13 protein-coding genes and 1 pseudogene are annotated in these 14,235 nt (G+C 73.9%); 2 read left to right on the top strand and 12 right to left on the bottom strand.

Translation table 11 applies throughout. From position 1 onward, the window contains the following. The 9 genes from V5O46_RS11845 to V5O46_RS11805 form a co-directional block, all read right to left on the bottom strand. A partial coding sequence (locus V5O46_RS11845; RefSeq protein WP_332884488.1) for a polyketide synthase occupies positions 1-1,925 on the bottom strand: 1,925 nt, incomplete at its 3' end. Next, positions 1,922-2,863 carry an NAD-dependent epimerase/dehydratase family protein gene (locus tag V5O46_RS11840; RefSeq protein WP_332884487.1) on the bottom strand — a complete coding sequence of 314 codons (942 nt, stop codon included), beginning with the start codon at positions 2,861-2,863 and terminating at the stop codon, positions 1,922-1,924. The genes V5O46_RS11840 and V5O46_RS11845, both read right to left, overlap by 4 nt. A gap of 61 nt (positions 2,864-2,924) precedes the next feature. Next, on the bottom strand, positions 2,925-3,821 hold the full coding sequence (locus V5O46_RS11835; protein WP_332884486.1) for a cytochrome c biogenesis CcdA family protein: 897 nt from the start codon (positions 3,819-3,821) through the stop codon (positions 2,925-2,927). 6 nt (positions 3,822-3,827) lie between these two features. Then, on the bottom strand, positions 3,828-4,442 hold the full coding sequence (locus V5O46_RS11830) for a redoxin domain-containing protein (protein ID WP_332884485.1): 615 nt from the start codon (positions 4,440-4,442) through the stop codon (positions 3,828-3,830). A 173-nt stretch (positions 4,443-4,615) separates the two neighbouring features. After that, positions 4,616-5,230, bottom strand: a complete 615-nt coding sequence (gene kdpC, locus V5O46_RS11825; RefSeq protein WP_332884484.1) for a potassium-transporting ATPase subunit KdpC — start codon at positions 5,228-5,230, stop codon at positions 4,616-4,618. Positions 5,231-5,235: 5 nt separating this feature from the next. Further along, positions 5,236-7,326, bottom strand: coding sequence for a potassium-transporting ATPase subunit KdpB (gene kdpB, locus V5O46_RS11820; RefSeq protein ID WP_332884508.1), 2,091 nt, complete (start codon positions 7,324-7,326; stop codon positions 5,236-5,238). A 143-nt stretch (positions 7,327-7,469) separates the two neighbouring features. After that, on the bottom strand, positions 7,470-9,134 hold the full coding sequence (gene kdpA / locus V5O46_RS11815; protein WP_332884483.1) for a potassium-transporting ATPase subunit KdpA: 1,665 nt from the start codon (positions 9,132-9,134) through the stop codon (positions 7,470-7,472). Between the two features lie 8 nt (positions 9,135-9,142). Further along, on the bottom strand, positions 9,143-9,232 hold the full coding sequence (gene kdpF / locus V5O46_RS11810; protein WP_332884482.1) for a K(+)-transporting ATPase subunit F: 90 nt from the start codon (positions 9,230-9,232) through the stop codon (positions 9,143-9,145). Continuing rightward, positions 9,229-9,402, bottom strand: a complete 174-nt coding sequence (locus V5O46_RS11805) for a hypothetical protein (RefSeq protein WP_332884481.1) — start codon at positions 9,400-9,402, stop codon at positions 9,229-9,231. The genes kdpF and V5O46_RS11805 overlap by 4 nt, the downstream gene beginning before the upstream one ends. 118 nt (positions 9,403-9,520) lie before the next feature. Between V5O46_RS11805 and V5O46_RS11800 the strand changes: the two genes are divergently transcribed. Continuing rightward, positions 9,521-9,691, top strand: a complete 171-nt coding sequence (locus V5O46_RS11800; RefSeq protein ID WP_332884480.1) for a hypothetical protein — start codon at positions 9,521-9,523, stop codon at positions 9,689-9,691. Between the two features lie 49 nt (positions 9,692-9,740). Here V5O46_RS11800 and V5O46_RS11795 read toward each other — a convergent pair whose 3' ends face one another. The 3 genes and pseudogenes from V5O46_RS11795 to V5O46_RS11785 form a co-directional block, all read right to left on the bottom strand. Next, positions 9,741-10,193 (bottom strand): YbhB/YbcL family Raf kinase inhibitor-like protein, encoded by a 453-nt coding sequence (locus V5O46_RS11795; RefSeq protein ID WP_332884479.1) that lies wholly within the window; start codon positions 10,191-10,193, stop codon positions 9,741-9,743. 70 nt (positions 10,194-10,263) lie between these two features. After that, positions 10,264-10,788, bottom strand: a pseudogene (locus tag V5O46_RS11790) (STAS domain-containing protein); the annotation flags it as partial. Between the two features lie 187 nt (positions 10,789-10,975). Continuing rightward, positions 10,976-12,505 (bottom strand): alpha/beta fold hydrolase, encoded by a 1,530-nt coding sequence (locus tag V5O46_RS11785; RefSeq protein ID WP_332884478.1) that lies wholly within the window; start codon positions 12,503-12,505, stop codon positions 10,976-10,978. 101 nt (positions 12,506-12,606) lie between these two features. Between V5O46_RS11785 and V5O46_RS11780 the strand changes: the two genes are divergently transcribed. Then, entirely contained in the window at positions 12,607-13,560 is a 954-nt protein-coding gene (locus tag V5O46_RS11780) for a MerR family transcriptional regulator (protein ID WP_332884477.1), read from the top strand. Positions 13,561-14,235 lie beyond the last annotated feature (675 nt).

Here is a 14,235-nt window from a genome sequence, read left to right as displayed (position 1 = left end):
GCCGCGGGCGCGGCCGGACCGGCCGGCTCACGGGCCGGCTCCTTCACCACCCAGTGCCGGCGCGGGGCGAGCGGACTCGGCGGCAGGGTGCAGGACGGCACCGGTTCGGGCACCGGGCGCAGCCCCGCGCCGGTCACGGCCCGCTGCGCCAGGCCGGCGAACCCGGCCGTACCGTCCTGCCCGGACCGCGGCTCGGGCACCCGCACGGCGACCTCGGGCGCGGGCTCCGCGGACGCCACCGTACCGGCCGCCTGGCCGCGGCCGAGGTCGCCGGTGTGCCCCGCGTAGAGGGCCTCGGCCGCCGCGGACAGCTTGCCCACGGCGTCGGCGGCGTCCTCCGCCACCAGGGCGAGCCGTTCGGCGAAGGGCGTCCGGCGCGCCAGGGTCGACGCGACCGTGGCCAGCGGCGGCTGGTCCTCGGCGATGGTGTCCGCGACCTCCCGGGCGTGCCGGGCCAGCCCGGCCCGGTCGCGGGCGCTGAGCACCAGCAGCCGCGGTCCCTCGCCCGGTGCCGGCCGGGCCGCCCCGGTGCACTCCTCCACGACCAGGTGGACCCCGGTACCGCCGAAGCCGAAGGCGCTCACACCGGCCCGTCGCGGCTGTCCGGACTCCGGCCAGGGCGTCGGCTTGGTCGGCACCGTCAGCCGCGCGGCGTCCAGTTGGGACCGGTCGGCCAGGTCGAACTCCGGCTGCGGCGGTATCACGCCCCGCTGCACGGCCAGGACGGTCTTGACGAGTCCGGCCAGCCCCGCGGCGTTCAGCGAGTGGCCGAGCACCGCCTTCACCGCACCCAGGTGGGCGGGGGCACCGCGTTCACCGCGCAGTTCGCGCAGCACACCGATCTCGACCGGGTCGCCCACCGTGGTCCCGGTGCCGTGGGCCTCGAGGTACTCCACGGTGTCCGGGCTCAGACCTGCGTCCCGGTAGGCCCGGCGCAGCGCCCGCAGTTGTCCGGCGGCCTGCGGATGCATGCCGCCCTGCACCGTTCCGTCGTTGGCGGTGCCCACGCCCCGGATCACCGCGTAGACCCGGTCGCCCGCGGCCAGCGCGTCGGTCAGCGGCCGCAGCGCCAGGACGCCCGCGCCCTCGCCGAGCACGAACCCGTCGGCCTGGCGGCCGAACGGCAGGCACCGGCCGCTTCGGGATATCGCGCCGATCCGGCACAGCCCCACCAGCAGGTCCGGGGTGAGGATCAGCTGGGCACCGCCCGCGAGCGCGATCCGGCAGCGGCCCGCGCGCAGCGCGAACACGGCGTTGGCCACGGCCATCAGCCCGCCGGAGCACGCCGAGTCCAGGGCGTAGCTCTCGCCGTGCAGGTCGAAGACCGAACTGATGGTGTTCGGCCCCATGTTGAGCAGCAGCCCGGCCACGGAGGTGCCCTGCATCCCGTCGACCGCGCGGACCATGTCCCGCCAGCCGGGGTCGGCCGCCGGGGCGCCGAACTCGCCGCCGGCCAGCTGCCGCATCCGGACCTGCAGGGTGCTGATCTCTCGGTAGCCGCTGTCGGTGAGGGAGGTGATCACCGACGTCTCCTCGCGGTCGAAGCCGTCGGCCTCCCAGCCGGCGTCCTGGATCGCCTCCCGGGCGAGGTCGATCAGCAGCCGGTGCTGCGGGTCCATCGCCCGGGCGCGCCGCGGCGGGATGCCGTAGTGCGCGGCATCGAAGTGGCCCACGTCCGGCAGCAGCGCCATGGTGTCCGTGTAGGCGGCGGACGTGTCGCGGAAGTTGTCGCTGAGGAAGGCGGCGGCTCGCCAGCGCTCGTCGGGGACGGTGCCGAACTGCGGCTGGGCGGCGGTCAGCAGCCGCCAGAACCGGTTGACGTCGGGTGCGCCCGGGAACCGGCAGGCCATCCCCACGATCGCGATGTCGTCGTGCCGCCGTCCGGCGGCGTTCACCGTGGAGTCCCTGTGCGTCACGGAGGTCATCGGCCGCTTCCCGGTCGCTCGCGCCACCAGTCGACGGTCGCCGCGATCTGCTCGTCCAGCGGTGTGGCCCGGACCGACAGGGCGGTCTCGTAGGCCTGCGAGTCGAGGACGAAGGGGCGTTCGAACTGGTAGCGGATCTCCTTCAGTTCGCGCAGCAGCGGGGAGAAGAGCGAGGCGAGGGCCAGAGCGGCGGGCGGGAGCCGGCGCACCGCGACCGGGCCCGTCCCGGCCCGGGACGCCAGGCGCTCGACCATCTCCCGTGCGGACAGCGGGGGCTGGGTGGGCACGTGCCAGGGCCGGCCCCAGGCCTGTTCCGCGCCGGCGACCTCGACCAGGGCGCGGGCCACGTCGGGGAGATAGGTCCAGCTGTGCGGGGCGTCCGGATCGCCGAGCACGGAGACCGGGGCTCCGCGCAGCAGCCTGGGCATGACCCGCCCGGCGAGGTGGCCGCCGTCCGTGACCCCGGGCCCGAAGAAGTCCGACGCCCGTACCTCGACCGCCTTGATGCGGCCCTGCCGGTGCAGGGTGTGCGCCCGCTCCCAGACGGCGGCGCGCACCCGCCCCTTGGTACCCGTCGCGGCGAGCGGCAGGTCCTCGGTCAGGGGTCCGTCGACCGGACCGTAGCCGTAGAGGTTGCCCAGCAGGACCAGGACGGCTCCGGTCGCCTCGGCCGCTGCGCACAGCGACGCGGCCAGCGGGGGCCATTCCGCGGCCCAGCGGTGGTAGGGGGGCGCGGCACAGCTGTAGAGGGCGACAGCGCCCTGGGCGGCCTCGGTCAGCGCCTCGCTGTCCGTCGCGTCCAGGGCGATGTGTTCGATTCCGGGTTCCGGGCTGCGGCCCGATCTGGTGATGACCCGTACGGAATGACCTTTGTCGACCAGCAGCCGGGCAGTGGCGGCCCCGGCCGGTCCAAAACCTATAACCACATGAACACTCACGTGCGCAGACTAGCGGCAGGACGTGTCCGTTCCGGGGCAGGAACGCGCGCGGCGCCCGCCTTCATGCCGCGGGGTCCGTGCGTCCGGTGCGGTCCGGGTGGTCGGGGTCGGTGCGGGCGGGACGACGGGTGCGGCGGCGGACCCCGAGGGCGGCCAGGAGCAGCACGGCGACGACCGCGGCGGCCATCGCGGGGCCGGTGGCGTCCACGGCGTCGGCCAGGGCCCGTTGGACGGTCCCGGCGGCGTCGATGACGGGGTCCGTGGTCGTCGGGTCCTGCTGCACCCGGATCTCGTACCAGCCGTAGTAGGCCACGTAGGAGCCGAGCAGGAGGAGCAGTACGGCGCCGAGGCGGGGAGCGAAGGCGCCGAGGCGGCGCAGCCCGGTGACGGACGTGACGCGGGTGAGGGCGACGGTCAGTGAGGCGGCGCCGACGACCAGGCCCATGCCGGCGGCGTACGCGGCGAACAGGGCGACGCCCTCGCCGGTGGAGCCGCCGCGGAACGCGGAGACGACGATCGCCAGGAACGGGGCGATGGTGCAGCCGAGGGAGGCGGTGGCGTAGGCCATGCCGAACAGGGCCATCGAGGGGAGGGAGCGGGTGACGGCGGGGGCCCGGCGGAGCCTCGGGGCGAGGGCGGGCAGTGGGCGGCCGGTGAGCAGCCGGCCGCCGACGGCGGCGATGAGCAGGCCGAAGACCACGGTGAACCAGGGCAGGTGCTGCTGGAGTTGCCCGGCGACGGGCTGGACGGCGAGGCCGAAGACGCCGAAGAGGGCGGCGAATCCAGCCGTCATGGCGGCGGTGGCGGTCAGGGCGCGGCCGACGGCGACGGCCCGGCTCGGGGAGTCGTCGCCGAGGACGAGCAGCGACAGATAGGCGGGCAGCAGGGCGAAGCCGCACGGGTTGACCGCGGCGAGCATCCCGGCGCCGAGCGCGAGGGCGAGGGGCAGATCGGTCATGGCGGGTCAGCCGGTCAGTTCCGCGACCTTCTCGGCCAGGCCCTCGCCGCCGGGCAGCACGCCCTCGTAGACGGTGGCGCCGGTCTCGTCGAGGATCACGTAGTGGCTCTGCTGGGTGATCTCGAACCGCTTCCACACCTCGCCCGCCTCGTCGGCGAGATGAGGGAAGGACCCGGTGCCGGTGTCGGCGACGAAGTCACGCATCGCGGCGGTCCGGTCCAGGCCGGCGACGCCGACGACATGGGCACGGCCCTGGTGGGCGGCGGCGACCTCGGCCGTCTCGGCGGCCTGGCCCTTGCAGGTGGGGCACCAGGGTGCCCAGAACCAGAGCACGGTCGGCTTGCCCGCGAGGCTCTTCCCGTCGAAGGGCGTGCCGTCCACGGTGGTGGCGGTGAAGTCCAGCGCCTCGGGCACCTCGGCCGTGCCGGTGCCGGCGTCGGCCCCGGTCCCGTCCGCGCCGGTTCCGTTCCCGCCGGAGTCCGCGGACGGCGGTGCGGAGGCGGAGGCCGTCGGGGGGGCGCTCCCCTCGCCGGCGGCCTCGGAGCCGTCGTCGGATCCGCACGCGGTGAGGGTGAGCAGGGCGGCGGCCAGGGTGGCCGGGAGGAGGGCGCGCACGCGCATGGGGGCTCCAGGGGTGTCGGGACCGGCGGGTCGGGAACCGGCTGCGAGCCTACGGCGCCTGCGATCAAGGGACAGCCGGTGACGACCTTACGGTTTGGTGACGTCGGGTCCCGCGGGGAACGGCCGCGGCCGGTCCCCGCGGGGCCGCACTGCGTGCCGCTCCCGTGGGCCCGTCAGCGCTGTGCCGTCAGGTTCCTGACCGCGATGTTGAGCTCGAGGACATTGACACGGGGTTCGCCCAGGAATCCGAGGGTGCGGCGGTCCGTGTGGTCGTCGACCAGCGCACGGACCCGGTCGGCGCCCAGATCGTTGGCCCTGGCCACACGCTCGACCTGGATTCCGGCGTACTCGGGCGAGATGTGCGGGTCGATCGCCGAGGCCGAGCCGGTGACCGCGTCCTTGGGCACCTCGGACTCGGGGACGCCGTTGAAGGCGGCCACCTGCTTCTTCGCGGCCCGGACGTTCTCCACGAGGGTGGGGTCGGAGGCGCCGAGCTGGCTGGAGCCGGTGCTCAGCGGGTCGTAGCCGCTGTGGGAGGGGCGCCCCTGGAACCACTTGGGGTCGGGCCGGTCCGTACCGGGCAGGTTCCAGCTCTGGCCGATCAGCCTCGAGCCGACCTCCCTTCCGTCGGCCTCGGCCATCGAACCGTTGGCCTGGTCGCTGAAGGCGGTCTGGCCGATGCCGGTGACCACGAGCGGGTAGAGGATGCCGGTCACGACGGTGAGTACCAGCAGCATGCGCAGGGCGGCCCACGCGATGCGCGCGGAGTTCACCACGGAGTTGTTCATGTCCTTCACCCGATCCCGGGGACGAGCGTGATGAGCAGGTCGACGAGTTTGATGCCGAGGAACGGGGCGACCAGGCCGCCGAGCCCGTAGACGGCGAGGTTGCGGCGCAGCATCCGGTCGGCGCTGACCGGCCGGTACCGCACCCCCTTGAGGGCGAGCGGGACCAGCGCCACGATCACCAGTGCGTTGAAGATCACCGCCGAGAGGATCGCGGAGTCCGGTGAGGACAGCTGCATGATGTTCAGCTTGTCCAGGCCGGGGTGTACGGCGGCGAACAGCGCCGGGATGATCGCGAAGTACTTGGCGACGTCGTTGGCGATGGAGAACGTGGTCAGCGCACCCCGCGTGATGAGGAGTTGCTTGCCGATCCCGACGATCTCGATGAGTTTGGTCGGGTCGGAGTCGAGGTCGACCATGTTGCCGGCCTCCTTGGCGGCCGATGTGCCGGTGTTCATGGCGACTCCGACGTCGGCCTGGGCGAGGGCGGGGGCGTCGTTGGTGCCGTCGCCGGTCATCGCCACCAGCCGGCCGCCGGCCTGCTCCCGCTTGATCAGGGCCATCTTGTCCTCGGGGGTGGCCTCGGCGAGGAAGTCGTCGACACCGGCCTCGTCGGCGACGGCCTTGGCCGTGAGCGGGTTGTCGCCGGTGATCATGACGGTCCTGATGCCCATGCGGCGCAGTTCGGCGAACCGTTCGCGCATGCCGTGCTTGACGACGTCCTTCAGGTGGACGACACCGAGCACGCGCGGGCCCCTGTCGTCCTCGACCGCCACGAGCAGCGGGGTTCCGCCTGCCTCGGAGATGCGCTGGGCGACGCTGCCGGCGTCCGCGGCGACCGTACCGCCGCGCTCGTGGACCCAGGCGGTGACGGAGCCGGCCGCCCCCTTGCGGATCCGCTTCCCGTCCACGTCCACACCCGACATGCGGGTCTGCGCGGTGAAGTCGATCCACTGCGCGTGCGCGAGCTCGCCCCGGTGGCGTTCGCGCAGCCCGTACTGCTCCTTGGCCAGGATGACGACGGAGCGGCCCTCGGGAGTCTCGTCGGCCAGTGAGGAGAGCTGGGCGGCGTCGGCGACCTCGGCGGCGGTGGTGCCGTGCACGGGGACGAACTCGGCCGCCTTCCGGTTGCCGAGCGTGATGGTGCCGGTCTTATCCAGCAGCAGGGTGGAGACGTCCCCGGCGGCCTCGACCGCACGGCCCGACATGGCCAGCACGTTGCGCTGCACCAGCCGGTCCATCCCGGCGATGCCGATCGCGGAGAGCAGGGCGCCGATCGTCGTCGGGATCAGACAGACCAGCAGTGCCACCAGGACGACCATGGTCGGCTCGGCGCCCGCGTAGCCGGCGAACGGCGGGAGCGTGGCGCAGGCGAGCAGGAAGACGACGGTCAGCGCGGCCAGCAGGATGTTCAGCGCGACCTCGTTGGGTGTCTTCTGCCGGGCGGCGCCCTCGACCAGGCCGATCATCCGGTCGATGAAGGTCTCGCCGGGCCTGGTCGTGATCCGCACGACGATGCGGTCGGACAGCACCTTCGTGCCGCCCGTGACCGCGCTCCGGTCGCCGCCGGACTCGCGGATGACGGGCGCCGACTCACCGGTGATCGCCGACTCGTCGACGGAGGCGACGCCCTCGACGACGTCGCCGTCACCGGGGATCACGTCACCGGCCTCGCACACCACCAGGTCGCCGATCCGCAGCTCGGTGCCCGGCACCACGGTGCCGTCGGCGCGGCGGGCGACGGTGTCGGTCCTGGCCCGGCGCAGGGTGTCGGCCTGTGCCTTGCCCCGGCCCTCGGCGACCGCCTCCGCCAGGTTGGCGAAGAGCACGGTCAGCCAGAGCCAGGCGCTGACGGTCCAGCCGAACCAGTCGCCCGGATCGGTGACGGACAAGAGCGTGGTCAGCACCGATCCGGCCCACACCACGAACATCACGGGCGACTTGACCATCACCCGCGGGTCCAGCTTGCGGACGGCGTCGGGCAGCGACCGGACCAGCTGTCCCGCGTCGAACAGGCCCCCGCGGACGCGCGTGGCACCGGTCCTGGGCCCGGTGGGGGCGTCGTGGTGCGGCGCCCGGGTCGGGGTGGTGGTGGGCATGGTGTCTTTCCGGTTCTCGATGTGCCCGACGGGCCCGACGGGCTCGGGGGGCTCGGGGGGCTCGGGTCGCTCGGGGGGCCGCTTGTCGAGGCGCTGGTTCCCGGTGTGCAGGGGCTCGGCGGGCTGGTTCCCGGCGTCGGTGGTCATGCCGCCAGCCCTTCCGCGAGCGGGCCCAGCGCGAGCGCAGGGAAGAAGGTCAGCCCGGTGATGATGAGGATCGCGCCGACCAGCAGACCGGTGAACAGCGGCTGCTCGGTGCGCAGGGTGCCGGCGGTGGTCGGCACCGGCTTCTGCTCGGCCAGCGAGCCGGCCAGCGCGAGGACGAACACCATGGGCAGGAACCGTCCGATCAGCATGCACAGGCCCAGCACCGTGTTGTGGTACGGCGTGTCCGCGGCGAAGCCGGCGAAGGCGGAGCCGTTGTTGTTGCTCGCCGAGGTGTAGGCGTACAGCACCTCGGTGAAGCCGTGTGCGCCGATGTTGGTCATCGACGACTGCCCCTTGCCCAGGGCCATCGCCAGGGCGGTGCCGGTCAGCACCAGCGCCGGGGTGATCAGGATGGAGCAGGCGGCCAGCTTGATCTCGCGCGAGCCGATCTTCTTGCCCAGGTACTCGGGGGTGCGGCCGACCATCAGGCCGGCGATGAACACCGCGACGACCGCCATGATCAGCATGCCGTAGAGGCCGGACCCGACGCCGCCGGGCGCGATCTCGCCGAGCATCATGCCGAGCAGCAGCACCCCGCCGGACAGGCCCTGGAAGGAGTCGTGGAAGGAATTGACCGACCCCGTCGAGGTCATCGTGGTGGAGACCGCGAACAGTGCGGAGTCGCCCTCGCCGAAGCGCTGTTCCTTGCCCTCCATCGCGCCTCCCGCCAGCTGAGAGGCGGTGCCCGGGTGGGCGTACTCGGTGAGCGTCACGGCGACGACGCCGAGGAACCAGATGACGCCCATCGCTGCGACGATCGCGTACCCCTGGCGCACGTTGCCGACCATCGTGCCGAAGGTGCGCGGCAGGGCGAACGGGATGAGCAGCAGGAGGAAGATCTCCAGCAGGTTGGTGAAGCCGCCGGGGTTCTCGAACGGGTGGGAGGAGTTGGCGTTGAAGTAGCCTCCGCCGTTGGTGCCCAGGTCCTTGATGGCCTCCTGGGAGGCGACCGCGCCGGGGCTGATGGCCTGCTTGTCACCGGTCAGCGTGGTGACCGTGTGGATGTCGCCGAAGTTCTGGATCGCACCGCAGGCGATGAGGACCAGGGCGGCGGCCACCGACAGCGGAAGCAGGATGCGGACGGTGCCGCGCACCAGGTCGGCCCAGAAGTTGCCCAGTTCACCGGTGCGCGACCGGGCGAAGCCGCGGATCAGCGCGACCGAGACGGCGATGCCGACAGCCGCCGAGACGAAGTTCTGCACGGCCAGGCCCATGGTCTGGGTGACATGGCTCATCGCCGCTTCACCCGAGTAGGACTGCCAGTTGGTGTTGGACACGAAGGACGCGGCCGTGTTGAACGCCTGGTCCGCGGTGATCGGCTCGAACCCGAGTGACAGCGGCAGCCTGTCCTGCACCCGCTGGAGCGCATAGAGGAACAGCACGCCCACGGCGGAGAAGAACAGCACGCCGCGCAGATAGGCCGGCCAGCGCATCTGCGTGTCCGGGTCGGCGCCCACCGCGCGATAGATCCACTTCTCCGCCCGCAGGTGCTTGGCGGACGTGAAGACGGCGGCCATGTGGTCGCCGAGGGGACGGTGCACCAGGGCGAGCGCGCCGATCAGCGCGGTCACCAGGAGCACGTCGGCAAGAGCGGGACTCATGGTGGGGCTCAGAACCTCTCCGGGAAGACCAGGGCGAGGACGAGATAGCCCAGCAGGGCGACGGCGACGACCAGGCCGACGGCGTTCTCGGTGGTCACAGCTTCGCCACCCCCTTGGCGACGAGAGCCACGAGCGCGAACACCGCGACCGTGGTGACGACGAAGGCCACGTCGGCCATCGCAGCTCCTCGGGAGACTCGAACGAAGAAACGGACGAGTCGAGGAAACCCCCTCGGTGGCGGGATCCGGTCGTCGTTGACGGCTCCCATACGCCGGTCGGTACGCCTTTGACGCCCCTCTGACGGTGTCCTGACGGCGCCGTCAGGACACCGTCAGAGTTCCGGTCGGACGGCTGCGCTCCGGCGCCCGCCGGGGCATTCTGCGTCCATGGCCACTTCACGTCCGGACCGCGGGATCCGGCGCAGACAGCTCGCGTTGCTGGCGGCGGCTGCGGCGTTCCTCGGCATGGGACTGCTCAGCGGCACGTGGTGGCTGACCGGTATCGGAGTGTGGGCCGGGATGGCCGCGGTCGCGCTCGGGTTCGTCCACTCACCGTGAACCCCGCGCCCGCCCTGCGGGAGAGCGGGCCCCGCGCCCGCCGCGGCGATCACCGCCGGTAGAGCCCGACCAGGGTGCCGCTGGCGAGCTGCTGCTCGTCGAGGACGCGGTGGGCGTCGGCGGCGGTGGCGTCGTCCGGGAGGGACACGGGCGCCGGGAGGGCGTAGAGCCGGAACAAGTAGCGGTGCGCCGCGTCGCCGACGGGCGGCAGCGGGCCGCCCCAGCCCTGCTCGCCGAAGCCGTTGCGATGCGGATGGCTGCCGGGCCGGGTCTCGCCGGCTCCCAGTCCCCCGCTGTGCGGATCGATGCCCGTGACCAGCCAGTGCACAAAGGTCCCGGACGGCGCGTCCGGGTCCTCGCACAGCAGTGCCAGCTCGGTCGCCTCCCCCGGCACGCCGGACCAGTCCAGCGGCGGGGAGAGGTTCTCGCCCTCCAGGGAGTAGCGGCGCGGGATCATGCTGTGGTCGCCGAACGCGGTGCTGTGGAGATCGATACCAGCCATGCAGCCGAAGTACCTCGCCTCGGGCGCGCTACACGCCCGGGGCGCGGCAGCGCTTCGGCCGCCGCGGCCGTCAGTGGCCGCCGGTGAGCTCGCCGGCGGGCCGCTGGTGCATCGCGGCGCCGGGTTCGTTGAGGCCGACGATGACGACCTTCTTGCCGCGCCGGGCGTACTTGGTCTCGATGGCGTCCAGCGCGGCGACCGGGGAGGCGTCCCAGATGTGGGTGCCGGACAGGTCGATGACGACGTCGTCCGGGTCGCCCAGGCGGTCGCACTGATGTACGAGATCGCCGGAGGAGGCGAAGAAGAGCTCACCGGTGACCGAGTAGACGACCTGCGTGCCGTCCGGGTCGACCACGCCGGAGACATGGGCGAGGTGAGCGACCCGCCTGGCGAAGACGACCATGGCGGCGACGGAGCCGACGACCGCACCGGCGGCGAGGTTGTGGATGGCGACCACGACGACCACCGTGGTCGCCATGACTGCGGTCTCGCCCAGCGGCATCCGCCGGAGCGTGCGGGGCCGGACGGACAGCCGGGTACGGGCGCCCGGGACCCGGACGTTGATCATGGTCTGGCCGATCATGGCAAGCCGACCGTCACGGAGCAGGGGACGAACCGCATCAGCCGGGCGACGCCGAGGGCGCCGAGGACCACCTGGAGTGGCCGACGAACGCTGCGACACGCTCCGCGCCCGCCTGGCGACGGCCGAGGAGTTCGCCGGCACGCTGCGCCATCGGCTGCGGGACAACGCCTGACCCGCCCGGGGAGCCGCCGGGCCGGGCTCAGGCCGTCAGCCGTGCGCGGACGGCGCGCATCGCGCGGTGGACCGCCTCACGCGACTCGTCGGTCGGGTCGAGGGTCTCGAAGGCATGACGGCCGTGCGGCACGTCGACCACCTCGACGTCCGCCGCCCGGTCCTCGGCAACCGCCAGGAACCCCTCGACGGTCGCCGCGATCTCGGGCATCTCCCGGCCCGCCCGGGTGAGCACGACGGGCACGGGGCCCGCGTCCGCCAGAGCGTCCGCGGGGTGGAATCTGCTCCCGGTCATCCCCCAGCCGGGCAGCGGGGCCAGGATCGGGTAGCTGGCCGCGAGACAGCGCAGCCACGGCGGGGGCGCCGTGAGCCAGTCCGCCATGAGCGGTCCGCCGCCGGAGAAGAACCACAGCGCGACCCGGTCCGCGTCCACCCGGGGATCGGCACGGACCAGCTCGACCGCGGCGGCCACGTCCGCGGCGGCCCGCTCGTAGTCGGCCACGTCGTGCAGACGGTGGTCGAGGGTTGCACCCACCAGCCCCTGGGCCGCCGCGTACCGCGCGTATCCCATCAGGGTCGGCCAGTCGCGCGGGGTGGGCCGGACCCCGGCGGGCACCGGACCACCGTGCACGAACACCACCGCGGGCCGCGGGTCCTGCCCGCCGGGCGGGTAGAGGTCGACGTGGCCCCGCCGTTCGCGGGGGAGTTCGGGCACCTCGAGCAGGAACGGCCGCAGGTGAGCGGGCGGTTCGGTACCGTGCGGCTGCAGCCGCTGCCCCTCGCCGGCCGCGGCCTGCAGGAGGACCTCGGCCAGTTCGGCGGGACAGGACAGCATCGGCCAGTGCCCGGTGCCGAGTTCGAAGAAGGTCGTCCGGGGGTCGGCCAGGGCCTGCAGGGCGGGATCGCCGAAGCCCACCAGTCTCCGGACCATCTCGATGCCGGCGCCGTTGCCGGTGCACAGCACCCCCGTCCTGGGGACCGGGTCCACGGCGCCGGTCAGACGCAGCGGCTGGACCAGGGTGCCCAGCGGCTGCGGTGCGGCGAGGGCGGTGAGCCGGTCCAGCGCCGCGTCGGGAACTCCCGCGGTGCTGCCCCAGCGCCCCCAGCCGGCCCGGTCCGACGGCACCGGCTCGGCTCCGGTCTCCCCCGGCTCCGCGAGCTTCTCCGCGAGCTCGGCCAGTTGCGCGCGCAGCGCCTGGTCGGGCACCGCGGCCAGGGCCGGGACGCCGTCCGCCGGCAGTCCCGCGTCGAGGTGGACGATCCGGGCGACACGCTGCGCCCTGCGGTCGGCGGCGCCCAGCGCGGGATGGATGCCGTAGTCGTGACCGACCAGCACGATCGGCCGGCCGTCGGTGGCGTCCACGGAGTCGATCTCGGCGATCACGTCCGCGATATGCGTCTCCAGGTCGACGCCGGACCGGCAGCCGGGACGGGAGGCGTCGAGTCCGGTGAGGGCCACCGCGCGCGCCTCCGCGCCCGCTGCGGTCAGCCGCGCAGCGGTGTCCTGCCAGACATGGGCACCGGTGAACACACCGGGCACCAGGATGAATACGGTCATGGAGCCTCTCCTCGGCACGCCGTCCTTCGCGGACCGGCCGGTTGCCGGGCCCGCGCTGGTCGGTACGGTAGGAACTCCCCCTGAGGGAGGTTCAACAGCCCATGTCCCATGACGGTCTGTGGAGCATCGGTGAACTCGCCGGACAGGCGGGCGTCACGGTCAAGACCGTGCGCTTCTACTCCGACCGCGGCCTGCTGCCGGAGGCCTCCCGGAGCTCGGGCGGACACCGTCGCTTCCACCCCGACGCGCTGGAGCGGCTCCGCCTGATCCGCTCCCTGCGCGCCCTCGACCTGCCGGTCCCCGAGGTCCGGCGGGTCCTCGACGGGCAGGACGACGGGGCCGCCGACGGGGGCGGAGCCCTGGAGGCCGCCGTCGCCGGACGGCTGCGGGTGCTCGGCTCCGAGCTCCGGGCCCTGCGCTGGCGGGAGGCGGCGCTGCGGCTGGTGCAGGACTGCCCGCCCGGCGCGCGGGCCGACCGTCTGCGTCTGGTGGGGGCGGTGCCGGCCCCACCGAGCACGGCGCCGCTGGCACGGTTCTGGCGCGGCTGGCTGCCGCCGCGGATGCCGGCCCGGTCGGTCAGCGCGTTTCTGGAGGCGGCCGTGCCGCAGCCGCCCGACGACCCGGATCCGCACCAGGTGCTGGCCTTCGCCCGGCTGCACGCCCTGGTGACCCGCCCGTGCCCGGGTACCGGGCGCCCGCAGCCGGCCGCGCACCGCGGCGCGGGGGCGGGCCGGGCGGCGGCCGTGCTGTACGCCGGACTCGCCGAGGCGTACGAGCTGGCGGGTGCGCAGCTGCGCCGGGACGGGAAACCGTGTGCCGGAGAGGCACTGGACGGCTTCGTCGCCGCCTACGCGAGCGCGTACGGCACCCGGGACACTCCCGGCTTCCGCCGCGATCTGGCCGGACAGCTCGGCGCCGACCCACGGCTCGACGGGTACTGGGAACTCACGGCCGGGGTGCTCACCCCATCGGGTAGCCGTCCGGAACCGACCCCCGGCTCGGCGCACGACTGGCTCCTCACGGCCCTGCGCACGCAGGTCGCGGCAGCCGCCTGAGCCGTTCTGCCGGCCCGGTTGCGGCCGGGCCGCCCGCGGCGCGCACCGACGGCTCCACCGGCCCGTGCCGGTCTCCACGCACCGCAGGCCGGCCCGGTGCGGAAGCGGGAGATCGCACCGATCGGGCCGGGTGCTCAGACCGCGTGGGTACACCCCGGTGCCCGCATGACCGCCGATCGCGTCCGGGTTCAGGAGGTGGCCGCCGGCCCGCGCTCCGGGCCCGCGACGACGATCCGGCGGGCCCGCCCCGGGCGGGAACCGCCGTCGTCCGCGCCGCGGCACGCGGCGGGGTGTTCCACGGACGCCTGCGCGGGGCACGCCGACCGGGCCCGGCGTGTCGAGCGGTTGAGGCCGCGGGGCCCGCGCACCGCGCCCGTTCCGCCGGAGCGCCGGGAGCAGCGGCGTCACACATCGGTGGAAGAGCCGGTCCGCCGTCTCCCACCCGACCCGGCGACCGCCCGGTATCCGCGCCCGACCGCCGGTTTGGCACTGACAGCCTGCCAGACCGTGCCGCATCGGTGGAGTGGCCGTGGCGGCGCCGAGGACCCCGCCGCGCTGACGGACCGGACCCTCGCCGGTGTCTCGCCGGCCCGGGACGCCGCCGTCCTGTCCGGCACTCTCGGCACGGGCCCTGCGGTCTCCTTACGGCACTGCGCGAGCGGGTCCTGCCGTGCG

It is taken from the genome of Streptomyces poriticola (assembly GCF_036689765.1).
Taxonomy (GTDB): domain Bacteria; phylum Actinomycetota; class Actinomycetes; order Streptomycetales; family Streptomycetaceae; genus Streptomyces; species Streptomyces poriticola.
Note: the sequence above shows the minus strand (reverse complement) of the source record. Positions and strands in the feature narration are given on the sequence as shown.